The 14,997-nt window shown below is 75.7% G+C and carries 12 protein-coding genes and 4 pseudogenes; 3 read left to right on the top strand and 13 right to left on the bottom strand.

The annotated features are described in order from the left end of the window. Positions 1-2 precede the first annotated feature (2 nt). From BJF81_RS14960 to BJF81_RS14930, 7 genes and pseudogenes are all read right to left on the bottom strand, one after another. The gene (locus tag BJF81_RS14960) at positions 3-536 is read right to left on the bottom strand and encodes a MauE/DoxX family redox-associated membrane protein (protein WP_237770276.1); all 534 of its coding nucleotides are present in this window, start codon (positions 534-536) and stop codon (positions 3-5) included. After that, the gene (trpA, locus tag BJF81_RS14955) at positions 533-1,315 is read right to left on the bottom strand and encodes a tryptophan synthase subunit alpha (protein ID WP_075959003.1); all 783 of its coding nucleotides are present in this window, start codon (positions 1,313-1,315) and stop codon (positions 533-535) included. The genes BJF81_RS14960 and trpA overlap by 4 nt, the downstream gene beginning before the upstream one ends. Further along, positions 1,312-2,619, bottom strand: coding sequence for a tryptophan synthase subunit beta (gene trpB / locus BJF81_RS14950; RefSeq protein ID WP_075959002.1), 1,308 nt, complete (start codon positions 2,617-2,619; stop codon positions 1,312-1,314). The genes trpA and trpB overlap by 4 nt, the downstream gene beginning before the upstream one ends. Then, positions 2,616-3,439: pseudogene (gene trpC, locus BJF81_RS14945) on the bottom strand (indole-3-glycerol phosphate synthase TrpC). The gene trpB and the pseudogene trpC overlap by 4 nt, the downstream one beginning before the upstream one ends. 97 nt (positions 3,440-3,536) lie before the next feature. Further along, positions 3,537-4,406: a Trp biosynthesis-associated membrane protein gene (locus tag BJF81_RS14940; protein WP_075959001.1), complete on the bottom strand. Its 870-nt coding sequence runs from the start codon at positions 4,404-4,406 to the stop codon at positions 3,537-3,539. Between the two features lie 5 nt (positions 4,407-4,411). Next, positions 4,412-6,163, bottom strand: a complete 1,752-nt coding sequence (locus BJF81_RS14935) for an ABC transporter ATP-binding protein (RefSeq protein WP_083664288.1) — start codon at positions 6,161-6,163, stop codon at positions 4,412-4,414. Between the two features lie 53 nt (positions 6,164-6,216). Then, positions 6,217-8,109 (bottom strand): ABC transporter ATP-binding protein, encoded by a 1,893-nt coding sequence (locus BJF81_RS14930; RefSeq protein WP_237770275.1) that lies wholly within the window; start codon positions 8,107-8,109, stop codon positions 6,217-6,219. A gap of 50 nt (positions 8,110-8,159) precedes the next feature. On the opposite strand from BJF81_RS14930, the gene BJF81_RS14925 reads away from it, so the two are divergent. The 3 genes from BJF81_RS14925 to BJF81_RS14915 all read left to right on the top strand — a co-directional run bounded on the left by BJF81_RS14925 (position 8,160) and on the right by BJF81_RS14915 (position 10,598). Further along, the gene (locus tag BJF81_RS14925; RefSeq protein WP_075958998.1) at positions 8,160-8,807 is read left to right on the top strand and encodes a TIGR03085 family metal-binding protein; all 648 of its coding nucleotides are present in this window, start codon (positions 8,160-8,162) and stop codon (positions 8,805-8,807) included. Positions 8,808-9,219: 412 nt separating this feature from the next. Further along, complete coding sequence (locus tag BJF81_RS14920) at positions 9,220-9,426, top strand: hypothetical protein (RefSeq protein ID WP_075958997.1); 207 nt, start codon at positions 9,220-9,222, stop codon at positions 9,424-9,426. Beyond that, a complete protein-coding gene (locus BJF81_RS14915) occupies positions 9,423-10,598 on the top strand; it encodes an FUSC family protein (protein WP_075958996.1) in 1,176 nt (391 codons plus the stop codon). The genes BJF81_RS14920 and BJF81_RS14915 overlap by 4 nt, the downstream gene beginning before the upstream one ends. Before the next feature lie 14 nt (positions 10,599-10,612). Here the strand turns inward: BJF81_RS14915 and BJF81_RS14910 are convergent, their stop codons facing one another. The 6 genes and pseudogenes from BJF81_RS14910 to BJF81_RS19985 form a co-directional block, all read right to left on the bottom strand. Next, a complete protein-coding gene (locus BJF81_RS14910; RefSeq protein ID WP_075958995.1) occupies positions 10,613-11,095 on the bottom strand; it encodes a PH domain-containing protein in 483 nt (160 codons plus the stop codon). Further along, positions 11,092-11,810: pseudogene (locus BJF81_RS14905) on the bottom strand (nicotinamide mononucleotide transporter family protein). The gene BJF81_RS14910 and the pseudogene BJF81_RS14905 overlap by 4 nt, the downstream one beginning before the upstream one ends. A gap of 9 nt (positions 11,811-11,819) precedes the next feature. Then, positions 11,820-12,491 (bottom strand): ribulose-phosphate 3-epimerase, encoded by a 672-nt coding sequence (gene rpe / locus BJF81_RS14900; protein ID WP_083664276.1) that lies wholly within the window; start codon positions 12,489-12,491, stop codon positions 11,820-11,822. Positions 12,492-12,558: 67 nt separating this feature from the next. Further along, positions 12,559-14,021 (bottom strand): annotated as a pseudogene (locus tag BJF81_RS14895) (RsmB/NOP family class I SAM-dependent RNA methyltransferase). Then, positions 14,014-14,310, bottom strand: a complete 297-nt coding sequence (locus BJF81_RS19990; protein ID WP_237770286.1) for a hypothetical protein — start codon at positions 14,308-14,310, stop codon at positions 14,014-14,016. Before BJF81_RS19990 ends, BJF81_RS14895 begins: the two are co-directional and overlap by 8 nt. Before the next feature lie 165 nt (positions 14,311-14,475). Then, a pseudogene (locus BJF81_RS19985) lies at positions 14,476-14,921 on the bottom strand (methionyl-tRNA formyltransferase); the annotation flags it as partial. Positions 14,922-14,997: the final 76 nt, after the last annotated feature.

The raw sequence follows: 14,997 nt of genomic DNA, 5'->3' as shown, positions 1-14,997 counted from the left end.
GTTCAGCGACCTTTCAGCAGGGAGTCGAGGGCCAGGGGGGTGCGCGGGCGGACCACGAGCCAGGCGGAGAGCGCCAGCAGCCCGAGGTCGCGCAGGATGTCGGGCAGGTATGCGGTGTCCTCCGGGTCCACCGGCCCCCCGGTCCCGAAGCAGCCGCAGTCGATCGCCAGCCCGCGGGACCAGGCCGAGACGATGCCGGCGACGAAGAGGAGCATGAGCAGCCCGCCGACCGCGGCGGCTCCGCGCGTCAGCAGGCCGACGACCAGCAGGAGGCCCACGGCGATCTCGACGACGGGCAGCATCGAACCGATCAGCCGGGCCACCGGGTAGGGGAACAGCTCGTAGGCCATCACGCTCTGGACGGACCCGGTGAGGTCGGTGATCTTCAGCAGCCCGGCGACGAGCAGGACCCCACCCACCGCGAGCCGCGCGACCAGCCCGACGTAGCCGACCCAGGGGCGGGGGGCGGCGGTGGGCCGATCGCCCTCCCGGGCGGCCAGGCCCGTGCCGCCCCCGGTCGCGGGGGGGCCGGTCACCGGCGGACCCCGGCGGCCAGGTCGGCCGTCACCGCGCGCAGACCTTCCAGGGTGGGGTCCTCGTCGACGGCCCGGACGAGGGCCGACCCGACGATGACGCCGTCGGCGAAGGCGGCCACCTCTGCGGCCTGGGCGCCGTCGCTGACGCCCAGGCCCACGCACAGCGGCAGGTCGGTGACGGCGCGGACCCGCTCGACGAGGGTGGCGGCGGACCCGCCCACGGTGGTGCGGGTGCCGGTGACCCCCATCGTCGAGGCGACGTAGACGAACCCGCGGCAGGCCTGCGTCGTGGACCGCAGCCGGGCGTCGGTCGAGCTGGGCGCCACGAGGAACACCGGGTCCAGGTCGTGCGCCCGGGCGGCCTCGAGCCACGCGTCGGCCTCGTCCGGCACGAGGTCGGGCGTGATCATGCCGGCCCCGCCCGCCGCGGCCAGGTCCGCCGCGAACCGCTCCGGACCGTAGTGCAGGACGGGGTTCCAGTAGGACATCACCACCGGCACCGCGCCCGCCTCGCGGACGGCCCGCACGAGGTCGAAGACCTGGGGCAGGCGGAACCCGCCGGCCAGCGCCCGGCTGGCGGCCCGCTCGATGACCGGTCCGTCCATGAGCGGGTCGGTGTAGGGCACGCCCACCTCGACGACGTCGGCCCCCGCCTCCGCCAGCACCCGGACCGCGGCCAGGGAGGTCTCCAGGTCGGGGAACCCGGCGGGCAGGTAGCCGACCAGGGCCGCCCGGCCCTCGGCGCGGCACCGGTCGAAGACCTCGGACAGCGCGCTCACCAACCGCTCCCCTCCGCCTCGGCCACGGGTTCGGCGGCCTTGAGCGCTTCCGCCTCGACGAGGTCCTCGCCGTCCACGAGGCCGAACCACCGGGCGGCGGTGTCGACGTCCTTGTCACCTCGGCCGGAGAGGTTGACCAGGATCACCGGCCGGTCCGGGTCGTCGGCCGCGAAGGCTCCGCCGGCCGCCTCGGCCAGCTCGCGGCCCACGCGGACGGCACCGGCCAGGGCGTGCGCGCTCTCGATGGCCGGGATGATCCCCTCGGTGCGGCTCAGCAGGGCGAAGGCCTCCATCGCCTCGGTGTCGGTGACCGGCGCGTAGGTCGCCCGGCCGGAGTCGTGCAGGAAGGCGTGCTCCGGGCCGACGGAGGGGTAGTCCAGGCCCGCGGAGATCGAGTGCGTCGGCAGCGTCTGCCCGTCCTCGTCCTGCAGGACGTAGCTGGCGGCTCCGTGGAGCACCCCCGGCTCGCCCCCGGAGAACCGGGAGGCGTGCCGCCCGCTGGCGACCCCGTCGCCGCCGGCCTCGAAGCCCAGCAGCCGGACCTGCTCGTCGTCGCGGAAGGGGTGGAAGATGCCCATCGCGTTGGACCCCCCGCCGACGCAGGCGCAGACGGCGTCGGGCAGCCGACCGGTGCGCTCGAGCAGCTGCTCGCGGGCCTCACGGCCGATGACGGCGTGGAAGTCGCGCACCATCGTGGGGAACGGGTGCGGGCCGGTGACCGTCCCCAGCAGGTAGTGGGTCCGTTCCACGGTGGTGACCCAGTCGCGCATGGCCTCGTTGATGGCGTCCTTGAGCGTCGCGCTCCCGGTGGCCACGGGCACGACCTCCGCCCCGAGGAGGCGCATCCGGGCGACGTTGAGCGCCTGGCGCCGGGTGTCGACCTCCCCCATGTAGACGGTGCAGTCCAGGCCGAGGAGGGCCGCCGCGGTCGCGGTCGCCACCCCGTGCTGGCCGGCACCGGTCTCGGCGATCACCCGCGTCTTGCCCATGCGCACGGTGAGCAGGGCCTGGCCGAGGACGTTGTTGATCTTGTGCGACCCGGTGTGGTTGAGGTCCTCCCGCTTGAGGAAGACGCGGGCGCCGCCGGCGTGCTCGGCGAACCGGGGCACCTCGGTGAGGGGGTTGGGCCGTCCGGTGTAGTCGCGCTGCAGCCGGTCCAGCTCCGCGACGAAGTCGGGGTCGGCCATGGCCTCGTGCCAGGCCTCCTCGAGCTCCTCGAGGGCGGCGACGAGCGCCTCGGGGACGTAGCGTCCGCCGAAGGCCCCGAACCGCCCCGGGCGCGGTTCCGCCGTCGGGCCGCTCATCGCCGTCCCCCGTGGGCGGCGTGCACGGCCGGGTGGGACCCGGCGGCGACCAGCTCGGCGACGGCGTCGCGGGGCGTGCGGCCGGTCACCAGGGCCTCGCCCACGAGCACGGCGTCGGCGCCCGCCTCGGCGAGGTCCATCACGTCGAGCGGCCCGCGGACGCCGGACTCGGCCACGCGCACCAGACCCGCCGGGACCGCCGGCGCGAGCCGGGCGAAGGTGCCGCGGTCGACCTCGAGGGTCCGCAGGTCCCGGTTGTTCACGCCGAGGATGCGGGCGCCGGCGTCGACCGCCCGCTGCACCTCCTCCTCGTCGTGGACCTCGACGAGGGCGTGCATGCCGAGGGACTCGGTGCGCTCCAGCAGCCCGACGAGGACGTCCTGCTCGAGGGCGGCCACGATGAGCAGCACGAGGTCGGCCCCGTGGGCCCGCGCCTCCCAGACCTGGTAGGGGTCCACCACGAAGTCCTTGCGCAGCACCGGGACCTCGACCCTGGCCCGGACGGCGTCCAGGTCGGCCAGGGACCCGCCGAACCGACGTTCCTCGGTGAGCACGCTGATGACGCTGGCGCCCCCGGCGGCGTAGTCCGCGGCCAGGGCGGCCGGGTCGGCGATGGCGGCCAGGGCTCCCTTGCTGGGGCTGCTGCGCTTGACCTCGGCGATGACGTGCACCCCCTGGCCGGAGGCGAGCCGCGCCCGGGCGTCCAGCGCGGGCGCAGCGTTCTCGGCCCGCTCCCGGAGGCGTCCAGCGGGGTGGCGGTGCGACGGCGGGCGAGGTCCTCGCGCACGCCGTCGAGGATCTGGTCCAGGACGGTCGGCACGTGCCCAGCCTAGTCGTCCGCGCGAGGTGCTCCGACCCCGGAGGGGCCGGTCGCACGTCCCCGCCCACGGCGCCCGGTCCAGGGCCGGGAGGTCGCCTCAGCCGCGGTGGCCGGTCGACTGCCGGGGGCGGGGCGCCTCGTAGGCCTCCGCACCGTAGCCGGCCTTGCTCATGCCGAACCACACGAGGGCGCCGACGGCGAAGAGTCCGAGCCCGGCCCACAGCAGCCACGCCGGGCCGAAGACGGCGGCCCAGGAGCCCAGGACGGTGGCGACCAGCATGATGCTCACCCCGACCCAGGCGGCCTTGCTGTGGTAGTGGTTCTCGTGCTCCATGGGGTGCTCCTGCTCCGGGGTCGGGATGAGGGTCGGTGGTGGGTCGGTCGTGCCCGGGGCCATTGTGCCAGCCCCTGGATCGTCGGTGGGGTCGCGACCCGCGTCGAGCTCGGCCCAGACCCTCGCCTCCTGCCGCCGACGCCGCTCCGCCGGCAGCGGGTCCGGCGGTCGTCGGCCGCGGCTCCGGCCGGATGCCGTGGCCGGGTCGGCCCGGCCGACGACGCGGACCAGCAGGCCCGAGAGGACCGCCAGCACGGCTGCTGCTCCGACGACCAGGCCCGCCCACGCCCAGCCCGCCGGCCCGGCCGTCACCACGTCTCCCGGCACCGCGGTGCGCCCCGACACGACGAGCACGGCACCGGCCGTCGCGGCCAGGGAGCCCACGAGGGCGACCGCGCCGAGGACCCGTCCGGGCACGCCGTCCCCGCCGCGTCCGAGGAGGACGAGCGTGGCGGCCGCCGCGGCCAGCGCCGCGGCCGGTCCCCAGGGCACGAGCTCCCCGCCGGTGCGCGTCCAGGGGGTCCGGACCGAGCCGGGCGCGGGCTCGACGACCCCGGTGGTCCACGGCTGCGTCGTCGTCAGCACCAGCAGCCCCAGGAGGGCCAGGGCGGCGCCGGCGGCGGGGCGCGGCATACCGCTCAGGCCTGCCCGGCGCCCTGCTGGGCCGCCCATGAGGCGTGCATGCGGGTGTAGACGCCGCCGCGGTCCACGAGCTCGCGGTGGGAGCCGACCTCGACGATCCGGCCCTGGTCGACGACGACGACGAGGTCGGCCGCCTCGGCGGTCGAGAGCCGGTGCGCGATCGCCACCGAGGTGCGGCCCCGGGTCAGGCCCTCGAGCGCCCGCTGCACCCGGACCTCGGTGGAGGGGTCGACCGCGCTGGTCGCCTCGTCGAGGACCAGGAGGTCGGGGTCGGCCAGGTAGGCGCGGGCGATGGCGACGAGCTGGCGCTCGCCGGCCGACAGGGACTCGCCCCGCTGGCCCACGCGGGTGGCCAGGCCGTGGGGCAGGCCCGCCACCCAGCTGTCGAGGCCCAGCTCGGTGACCGCGAGCGCGACGTCCTCGTCGTCGGCGCCCGGGCGACCGAACCGGATGTTGCCGAGCAGGTCGTCGTCGAAGAGGAAGCCCTCCTGGGGCACGAGCACCACCCGGCTGCGCAGGGAGTCGAAGGAGACGGTGCGCAGGTCGACCCCGTCGAGCCGGACCGCTCCCTCGGTGGGGTCCATCAGCCGGGTGAGCAGCTTGGCCAGGGTGGTCTTGCCCGACCCCGTCTCCCCCACGACGGCGACCCGGGTATGCGGCTCGATCCGCAGGTGGACGTCGTGCAGCACGCGCTCCCCGCCGGGGTAGGCGTAGGAGACCCCGTCGAACTCGACGGTGATCGGTCCGCGCTCCAGGACCACGCCGTCCTCCCCCGGGTCGGACACGTCGGCGGGGGTGTCGATGACCCCGATGACGCGCCGCCACCCGGCGACGGCGTTCTGGAGCTCGTTGAGGATCTCGGTGGCCATGAGGACCGGCTGGGTGAAGAGGTTGACGAGGAAGAGGAACGCGAGCAGCTCGCCGAGGGTGACCTGGCCGCGGACCGCCAGCACGGTGCCGACGACGAGGACGACCGCGGTGGTCAGGCCGGCGAAGGCCTGCCCGGAGACGAAGGCCATCACCGAGCGGACCTGGGCGCGGATGGCCGAGCGCCGGTGCTCCTCGATGGCGGTGTCGATCCGGACGGCGGTGCGTTCCTCCACGCCGTAGGCGCGGATGGTCACCGCCCCGACGATCGACTCGCTGATCGCGCCGAGCATGTCGCCGACCCGGGTGCGGACCGCCCCGTAGGCCCGGCCGAGCACCGGCTGCAGCCGGCGCACGAGGAGGGCCAGCGGCACGAAGCACAGGTAGACCACGAGCGCCAGCAGCGGACTGTAGAACAGCATGAGCAGGGTGGCCATCATGATCTGGGCCGTGGAGATCAGCAGCATCAGGCCGCCGAACTGCACGAACATCGAGATCGTGTCGACATCGCTGGTGACGCGGGAGACGAGCGAGCCGCGACGTTCGGTGCTCTGCGTGAGCACCGACAGGTCGTGGATGTGCCGGAAGGCCCTGCGGCGCAGGGTGGCCAGCCCGGACTCGGCCGAGGTGAACAGCCGGACGTTGACGAGGTACTGCGCCACGCTCGTGACGGCGACCACCCCGGCGGCCAGCAGGATCGCCCGGGTCACGAACGCGGTGTCCGGGCCTCCGTCGGCGAGGATCCCGTGGTCGGTGGTCTGCTGGACGACGAACGGGATGAGGACCCGGCCGAGGGTGGCGACGACCGCCAGCACGACGGTCAGGCCGATCCCCCGGCGCAGCTCGGGCGAGAGCTCCAGCCCGCGGCGCAGGGTCGCCATGGTGCCCAGGTCGCTCTGCGCCTCGATCCGGCTGGAGCTGAACGGGGTGGTGCTCACGCGTGCTCCTCCTGCGGCTCCTCGGCGGCGGCGACGGCGGCCCGCTCCGCCGCCTCCCGGGCGTAGGCGTGCACCAGGTCGGCGTAGCCGTCGCAGCGCTCGAGCAGCTCGTCGTGCGGGCCCTGGTCGACCACGCGACCGTGCTCGAGGTAGACGACCTGGTCGGCGAGGGTGATCGTGGCCATCCGGTAGGCCACGACGAGCACGGTCATGCCGTCCCGCGCCTCCCGCAGCCCGGCCAGGATGGCCTGCTCGACGGAGGGGTCCACCGCGCTCGTCGCGTCGTCGAGGACGAGCAGCCGGGGCCGGCGCCAGATCGCCCGGGCCAGCGCGATGCGCTGGCGCTGCCCCCCGGAGAGGGTGCCGCCCCGCTCGCCGACCACGGTGTCCAGCCCCTCGGGAAGGGCCCGGACGAACCCGTCGGCCTGGGCGATCCGCAGCGACTCCCACACGGCCTCGTCGTCGGACTCCTCCCCGAGCGTGATGTTGCCCCGCACCGTGTCGTCGAACATGAACGTCTGCTGGGCCACGAGGGTGGCCACCGAGGGCAGCACCCCGTGGGCCAGCTCGCGGACGTCCCGGCCGGCAAGGCGCACGGTGCCGCCGCCGGCGTCGACGAGCCGCAGCGCGAGGTTGGTCAGCGTGCTCTTCCCCGACCCGGTCGGGCCGACGAGGGCGGTGGTGCTCCCGGCGGGCACGACGAGGTCGACGTCGTGGACCGTCGGCTCCTCCTCGCCCGCGTGGGTGTAGCTCACGCCCCGCAGCTCCGACTCCACGGCACCCCCCTCCCGGGAGAGGTGGCCGTCGCCGTACTCCATACCCCCCTCGGCCTGCAGGACGTGCTGGACCCGGTCGTGGCCCACCACCGAGCGCGGCAGCTCGGCGAGCACCCAGCCCAGGGCGCGGACCGGGAAGGCCAGGATGGAGAACAGGTAGGCCATCTGGACCACGTCCCCGGCGACGAGGTCGCCCTGCGAGACCTGCCAGGTGCCCACCCCCAGCACCGCGAGGGTGCCCAGCGTGGGGATCGCCTCGATGACCGGTTCGAAGGTGCCCCGGGTGCGCCCCACCTCGATGAGGGAGTCGCGCAGCTCGTGGGTGGCGGCGGTGAAGCGGGCGGTCTCCTCCTCCTCGCGGCCCATGGACTTCACGACCAGGCCGGCCTCGAACGACTCGTGGGCGACCTCGGCCACCTCGGCCCGCAGCTGCTGGGCGCGGGTGATCCGGGGGGACATGAACCGCTGGAAGACGAGGTTGGCGGCGAACAGGCCGGGGAAGACGAGCAGCCCCACGAACGCCAGGAGGGGGTCGACGACGACCATCATCGTCCCGGCGATGACGAGCATGAAGAGCACGCCGATGGCCATCGGCAGGGGGTTGAACACCTGCCAGGTGGCCTCGATGTCGGCGTGCGCGTTGGACAGCAGCTGGCCGGAGGGGTGGGCGTGGTGCCAGGACAGCGGCAGGCGCAGGTACTGCCGGGTCACCCGGCGCCGGTAGGCGGCCTGCAGGTTGAAGCCGGCGACGGTGGCCCACACCCGCCGCAGGATCACCCCGACCACGTTGACGAGGAGGACGGCGACCAGCACGCCGAAGATCGTCCAGAGCCCGACGGCGGTCACCGTGCCCGAGTCCACCGCAGGGGTGATCACGGTCCGCGTCACCCAGCCGATCGCGCCGGCGGTGCCGACGGTGGCGCCCGCCCAGAGCACGGCTCCGACGACGGCGACCGCGAACGGGCGCGGCTGCTGCCGGATGCCGGACCAGACGACCTTCAGGCCGCGGCGCAGCACCGCACGGCTGGGCGCGGGGCGGGGGACCGGTGGACTGGCCGCGGACATGGTGGGTCGACCTCCGTCAGGAGCGGGCAGCAGGGAACGACCGGCCATCCTCTCACGTCCGGGACCGCCCACCGTCCCGGTCGTGGTGGGATGGGGGGATGACGTCCACACCGCTGCTGCGCGACCTTCTCGCCTCGACTGCCCTGGACCTGGGCCCGCAGGCCCCGACACTGTGCGACCCCTGGCGGGTCCGCGACCTCATGGCCCACCTGGTCGTGCGGGAGTCCCGCCCCGACGTGCTGCCCGGCATCGGCCTCGACGTGGGCCCGCTGCGTCGGCACACCGACCAGGTCCAGGACCGCGTCGCCGGGCGGTGGGACCTGCCGCAGCTGGCCGAGGCCGTGCGTCGCGGACCGGCCCGCTGGTGGCCGACCTCGGTGGGGGCGGTGGACGACCTGGTCAACGTCCCCGAGCTCGCCGTGCACCTGGAGGACATGGTGCGGGCCCAGCCGGACTGGGAGCCCACCCGGCTGCCCGAGGAGGTGCAGCGTGCGCTGTGGACCTCGTTGCGGCGCAGCGGCCGGATGCTCTACGGGCGGGCGCCGGTCGGCGTGGTCGTGGTCGCCGAGGGGCACGGGCGGGCGTCGTTGAGGCGGCCGCCCGGTCGTGCCGGAACGGTGGTCCTCCGGGGCACCCCGCTGGAGCTGACCCTGCACGCCTTCGGCCGGGACGCCGTCGCCCGGGTCGAGGCCACGGGCGAGGACGCCGACCTGGCCGCCCTCGACCGGCACCACCGGTCCGTCTGACCCGCATGGCCGACCGGCCGGCCGGCGGCGAGCCCACCTGGTGGCGCGGCCTGCTCGGACGCGTCGGGCCGTTGGTCGGCGGGCGACCCGTGCTCGTGGGCGTGGACGGGCGAAGCGGCGCCGGCAAGACCGACCTGGCGCTCGCCGCCGCCGAGCTGCTGGCGGCCGCCGGGCACCCGGCGCACGTGGTCCACCTGGATGCGCTCTACCCCGGCTGGTCCGGGCTGGCCCCGGCCCTGCCCAGGCTCTGCGAGGAGGTGGTCGCACCCCTGCTGGCCGGGCGGCCCGGTCGCTACCGGTCCTGGGACTGGGACGCCGGCCGACCGGGTCCCACGGTCGTGGTGCCACCACGCCCGGTCGTCGTCGTCGAGGGCGTGGGGACCTGGCCAGCCCGTGCGCGGGCAGCTTCGACGTGCGGCTGTGGCTGGAGGCCCCGGCCACGGTGCGCCGGGTCCGTGCCCTCGCCCGGGACGGGGAGACCTTCGCGCCCCACTGGGACCACTGGGCCGAGCAGGAGGATGCGGTGCTGGCGACCCGTCCCCGGTGGGACGGGCTCGTCGACACCGTGGTCGGCCGGACCCGGTGGTCGGCCCCGGAGTGGGACAGACTGGACCCATGAGCACCCGCCGGGAGCAGCTGAGCCTCGTCCCGGCCCGGGCCTGGGACCGGCTGCGGCTGGAGGTCTCCCCCGGGTCGGCCCGGGAACGGTGGGTGCGGCTGCGGGCCCGGGCGTGGCTGATCGTCCAGATCGCCGTCGGCGCCGCCCTCGCCTGGTGGATCGCCCGGCACCTCGTGGGGCACGTCCTGCCGTTCTTCGCCCCGGTGACCGCGATGATCTGCCTGGGGCTGACCTACGGCGACCGCATCCGCCGGATCGTCGAGCTGACCGTCGGCGTGGCCATCGGCATCCTCACCGCCGACGTCTTCGTCCAGTGGTTCGGCTCGGGCACCTGGCAGATCCTCCTCGTCGCCGGCACCGCGATGTCGTTGGCGGTCCTGCTCGGCGCGGGACAGCTGCTCATGATGCAGGCCGGGATCCAGGGCGTGCTGGTCACCACCCTCGTGGCGCCCGAGGGCGCCGCGCTGAGCCGGTGGGTCGACGCCCTCGTCGGAGGCTCGGTGGCGCTCGTCATCGCCATGCTCGCGCCGACCCGGTCCACCACCCAGCGGCCCCGCGAGCGCGCCGTGGCCGCCGTCGGCCACCTGGCGGCCGTGCTCACCGACGCCACCCAGGCGCTGCGCAGCAGGGACCTCGACCGCGCCCGGGGGGCCCTGACGACGGCCCGGAAGCTGTCCGAGGAGGTGGACGCGCTGCGCGACGCCACGGCCGAGGCCCTGGCGGCGGCCCGGCTGGCCCCGCTGCTGTCCGGGGTCCACCGCGAGCAGGTGCGGCAGATCCAGCAGATGATCGGGCCGCTCGGCCTGGCCGTGCGCAACGTCCGGGTGCTGGTCCGCCGGTCCGTCGCCGCCGTGGAGGACGGCGAGTTCGTGCCCCCCACCTACACCGACATGGTCGAGGCGCTGGCCCAGGCCGCCGCCACGGTCCAGGAGCAGCTGGCCGACCAGGCCCCGCTCGCCGAGGTCCAGGAGGACCTGATCACCCTGGCCCGCCGTTCGACCTGGAGCCATCCGCAGGCCGGCCTGTCCGCCGAGGTCCTGCGGGCGCAGGTGCGCTCCACCGTCGTGGACCTGCTGGTCCTGTCCGGGATGGGGCCTGCCGAGGCCCGCCGTCGCGTGCCGGCCACCCGGGAGGAGTACGACCCCGGCCACGTCGAGGACGAGGACCGCTGACGGGTGCGGGCCGGTCAGCCCGCGTCGCCTCCCCCGCCCGTGCGGTGGTGGTGCTCCACGAGCGCCGCCAGCCGGGAGGCCTCCCGTCGGGCGTGCTCACCGTCGGCGCGCTGGATGGCCATGACGGCCAGCTCCTCGGTGTCGGTCAGCTCCAGGACCGCCCACGACGCCCCGCCGGAGAAGCCCACCCGCAGCACCCGGGCCCACTCGACCTCCGTGGTGGAGAAGAGGTTGACCACCCGCAGCCCGCGCGGCCCCGGCACGGCGCGGATCCGGGCATACCTCCACAGGAACGCCGCCATCACCACGCCGATGAGCGCGACCGCCACCCGGTTGAGCACCATGAGGGCGGGGTCGGAACCCAGCGGCATCGGGGAGAAGATCGCGACCATGCCGAAGACGACGACGGAGGCCACCGCGGACAGCCGGGCCACCCACGCCCCGCGGACGGGACGGAAGGTCGCGTAGGGGTCGCGCCGCTCGGCCGGTGGGGTCATTCCACCAGCGTACGTCCGTCGTCGCTGGGCGCGGGTCCCAGACCCGTGGGGGCCTCGACCCTGGCAGCCCTGCGCCACACGACGAAGCCCCAGAGCACGAACGCCCCGTAGACCAGGAAGAGGATCGCCGAGGGGTAGTAGCCCGAATGCCACAGGAGGGGCACGCCGACGAGGTCCACGGCGATCCAGACCAGCCAGAAGTCGACCCAGCCCCGGGCCATGGCGTACGTGGCCAGCATCGAGCCCACGAAGATCCAGGCGTCGGTCCAGTAGTACCAGCGGGGCGCCGGCCAGCCGGCCCCCACCTGCGCGAACACCCACTGGGCGAGGACGACCAGGACCGCGGCCCCGACGAGGTATGCGGTGCGCTCGGCCGCGGTGGCCCACCGGGGGGTGATCGCGGGGGCGCCGTGGGCGCGGCCCCGACGGGACCGGTTCCAGGCCCACCAGCCGTAGACGCTGGTGAGGATGAAGAAGACCTGCCGGGCGCCTGGCCGAAGAGGCTGTGCTCCTGCGGGTTGGCGAACCAGACCCCCGTGAAGACGGTGAAGAGCAGGGCGTTGCCGACGATGCCGACCGGCCAGGCCCACACCGTGCGTCGCATCCCGAGGACGGCGGAGGCCAGGCCGAAGGCGTTGCCGACGACCTCGCGCCAGGCGATGGTGTGGCCGGCAATGCTCAGCTGGGCGTTGAAGAGGTCGTTCCAGACGTCCACGGCGCATCCTCAGCCGCAGGCGTGGCGCCGGGCCAGGGCCCGCAGCTCGCCGATGCGCGCGGGGACGTCGTCGGCGCCGTAGACGGCCGATCCGGCCACCAGGACGTCCGCCCCCGCCTCGACGCACCGGCCGATGGTGTCGGCCGAGACGCCGCCGTCGACCTGCACCCAGATCTCGCCCCCGCGGCGGCCGACGGCCTCGCGCACGGCCTGCACCTTGGGCAGCTGGTCGTCCATGAACGACTGCCCGCCGAAGCCGGGCTCGACCGTCATGACGAGGACCATGTCCACCTCGTCGAGCAGCTCCTCGTAGGGGGCGAACGGCGTCCCGGGCTTGACCGCGAACGCCGCGCGGGCACCGGCGGCGCGGATCGCGCGGGCGGTGGCGACCGGGTCGGCGGCCGCCTCGACGTGGAAGGTCACCGACCCCGCGCCCGCCTCGGCGTAGCCGGCCGCCCAGCGGTCGGGGGCCTCGATCATGAGGTGGCAGTCCAGCGGGACCCGGGTCACCCTGGCCAGTGCCTCGACGACCGGCAGCCCGAGCGTGAGGTTGGGGACGAAGTGGTTGTCCATGACGTCCACGTGGGCCCAGTCGGCCGTCTCGATGCGCCTCAGCTCGGCCTCGAGGTTGGCGAAGTCGGCGGCCAGGATGGAGGGGCTGATCTGCAGCGGGGCGGGCATGGCGCACACCCTAGTGCGAGCCCGCCCGCCCAGGGGTGCGGGGCCGACGTGCCCGGAGGACGCCGGCTCAGCGCCGCCGCAGGAGGGCCAGGAACATGCCGTCCGTGCCGTGCCGGTGCGGCCACAGCTGGGCCCACGGCTCGTCGGGCCGGCCGACGGCGGGAAGCGGCCGACCCGCCCGGTCGCGCAGGTGCGGCCGGACGTCGACGAGCTCGGCGTCCTGGTCGGCACGGGCCTTGAGCACGTCGCGCACGACGAGGTGCGTCTCGGCCAGGTGCGGCGAGCAGGTGGCGTAGGCCACGAGTCCCCCGGGCCGGGTGGCCTCCAGCGCGGAGTCCAGCAGGGCGCGCTGCAGCGGGGCCAGGGCCGGGATGTCCCGGGGGCTGCGCCGCCACCGTGCCTCGGGGCGCCGGCGCAGCGCGCCCAGACCCGTGCACGGGGCGTCCACGAGGACCCGGTCGTAGCGCCCCGGCTCCTCCGCACCGACGTCCCGGCCGTCGCCGACGGTCACCTCCGCCCGGGCACCCGCGTCCATGGCGGCCCGCAGGCTCTGCCGGACCAGCTCCGCCCGGTGCGGGCTGACCTCGTTGGCCCGCAGCTCGACGCCCCGTTCCAGCGCGAGAGCCGCGAGCAGGCCGGCCTTGCCGCCGGGCCCGGCGCACAGGTCGAGCCAGCGGGCGTCGGGTCCCTCGAGCGGCGCGTCCACGAGGGCGAGCGGGATGAGCTGGGAGCCTGCGTCCTGCACGGCGGCGCGCCCCTCCCGGACCGCGGCCAGGTCACCGGGGTCTCCTGCGGGGAGGGTCCAGGCCGTGGGGGCCGTGGGTGAGGGGCGTGCGCCGGCCGCCGTCAGCTCGGCGTCGTCGACGAGGCCGGGCCGGGCCGCCAGCGAGAGGGGGCCGGGGGTGTTCTGCGCGGCCAGCAGCGCGGCCAGCTCCTCGTCGCTGCCCGTGCTGGCGAGCAGGGAGGCGCGCAGGGCCCTGACGACCCACGCCGGGTGGGAGTGCTCCACCGCGAGCCGGGCCACCTCGTCGGGCTCGTCGGCGGTCAGGAGCGCGACCCAGTCGTCCCGGTGGCGTTCGCCGACCCGTCGCAGGACGGCGTTGACGAAGCCGGCCGCCCCCTGGCCGACGTGCTGGCGGGCGAGGGCGACCGTGGCGCTGACGGCGGCGTGGTCGGGCACGCGCATCCCCAGCAGCTGGTGGATCCCCAGCCGCAGGACGTCCAGGACCGGGGGGTCGATCGAGCTCGCCGGCCGGTCGGCGGCCCGGGCCGCGACCGCGTCGTAGAGGCCCTGCATCCGCAGGCGCCGTAGGCCAGCTCCGTGGCGAAGGCGGCGTCACGGCCGCGGAGCCCGGCGGCCCGCAGGATCCGTGGGAGCTCGAGGTTGGCGTAGGCGTCCTGGAGGGCCACCGCGCGCAGCAGCAGGTAGGCCGACTCCCTGGTCGGGTCGCTGCGACGCTGCCGCTGCGCCGGTGCCTGGGCCGACCGGCGCCGCGGTCCCCGGCGCCCGGCCGGCGGCCGGTCAGCCATCGAAACGCTCCCCCGGCTGCGGTCGGACGCCGCGTGCCCAGTCGGCGGCGGGCATGGCCCTCCTGCCCTGCGGCTGGACGTCCCCGAGCCGCACCGCCACGGTGGCGGTGCCGACGAGCACCTGGTGGCGCTCCACGCGCAGCTCGCCCGGGCCCAGCGGCTCCCCCTCCCCCGGAGCGTCCGCCGGCTCGACCGGCTGCAGCCGCAGCCGCTCGCCGCGCCAGGTGGTCCAGGCGCCGGGGGCCGGGGTGCAGGCGCGGATCCGACGGTCGACGGCGAACGCGGGCACCGTCCAGTCGACCCTGGCGTCCCCGGGCGTGAGCTTGGGCGCCAGGCTCACCCCGTCGGGGACCTGCGGCTCGGGCACCAGCTCGCCCCTCTCCAGCCCGTCCAGGGTCGCGACGACGAGGTGGGACCCGGCCCCGGCCAGCCGGGCCAGGAGGTCGCCGCTGGTGTCCCGGGCCCGGATACGCTCGGTCAGGCGACCCAGCACCGGTCCGGTGTCCAGCCCCTCCTCGAGGAGGAAGGTCACCGCGCCGGTGATCTCGTCCCCGGCCAGGACGGCGTGCTGGACGGCGCGGCGCCCCGCCACTGGGGCAGGAGGGAGAAGTGCAGGTTGACCCACCCGTGGACCGGCAGCCCCAGCAGGGCGCGCGGCACGAGCGCCCCGTAGGCGACGACCACGCCGACGTCCGGGGCCCAGTCCCTCAGCTGCTCGGCCACCCCCTCCTCGGCCAGCCGGTGCGGTGCGAGGACCGGGACCCCGTCGGCCTCCGCGGCGGCCCGCACCGGGGATGGACGGGACCGGCGTCCTCGGCCGGCCCGGGCGTCGGGACGGGTCAGGCACCCGACCACCTCGTGCGGCGAGGCCAGGAGCGCCTCGAGCGTGGGGACGGCCACCTCCGGCGTCCCGGCGAAGACGACCCTCACCGGGCCACCCGTCCGCGTCGGGAACGCCCCGGCCGCCGCTCGGGCC

Origin of the sequence: Ornithinimicrobium sp. CNJ-824 (genome assembly GCF_001942405.1) — a bacterium.
GTDB lineage: Bacteria > Actinomycetota > Actinomycetes > Actinomycetales > Dermatophilaceae > Ornithinicoccus > Ornithinicoccus kibberensis.
Note: the sequence above shows the minus strand (reverse complement) of the source record. Positions and strands in the feature narration are given on the sequence as shown.

Excerpts from the sequence above, each read along its gene's own strand:
- rpe (WP_083664276.1), bottom strand. The coding sequence starts at position 12,491 with ATGCCCGCCCCGCTGCAGATCAGCCCCTCCATCCTGGCCGCCGACTTC.
- BJF81_RS14930 (WP_237770275.1), bottom strand. The coding sequence starts at position 8,109 with ATGGCCGGTCGTTCCCTGCTGCCCGCTCCTGACGGAGGTCGACCCACC.
- BJF81_RS14940 (WP_075959001.1), bottom strand. The coding sequence starts at position 4,406 with ATGCCGCGCCCCGCCGCCGGCGCCGCCCTGGCCCTCCTGGGGCTGCTG.
- BJF81_RS14915 (WP_075958996.1), top strand. The coding sequence starts at position 9,423 with ATGAGCACCCGCCGGGAGCAGCTGAGCCTCGTCCCGGCCCGGGCCTGG.
- BJF81_RS14910 (WP_075958995.1), bottom strand. The coding sequence starts at position 11,095 with ATGACCCCACCGGCCGAGCGGCGCGACCCCTACGCGACCTTCCGTCCC.
- trpB (WP_075959002.1), bottom strand. The coding sequence starts at position 2,619 with ATGAGCGGCCCGACGGCGGAACCGCGCCCGGGGCGGTTCGGGGCCTTC.
- BJF81_RS14935 (WP_083664288.1), bottom strand. The coding sequence starts at position 6,163 with ATGGCGACCCTGCGCCGCGGGCTGGAGCTCTCGCCCGAGCTGCGCCGG.
- BJF81_RS14925 (WP_075958998.1), top strand. The coding sequence starts at position 8,160 with ATGACGTCCACACCGCTGCTGCGCGACCTTCTCGCCTCGACTGCCCTG.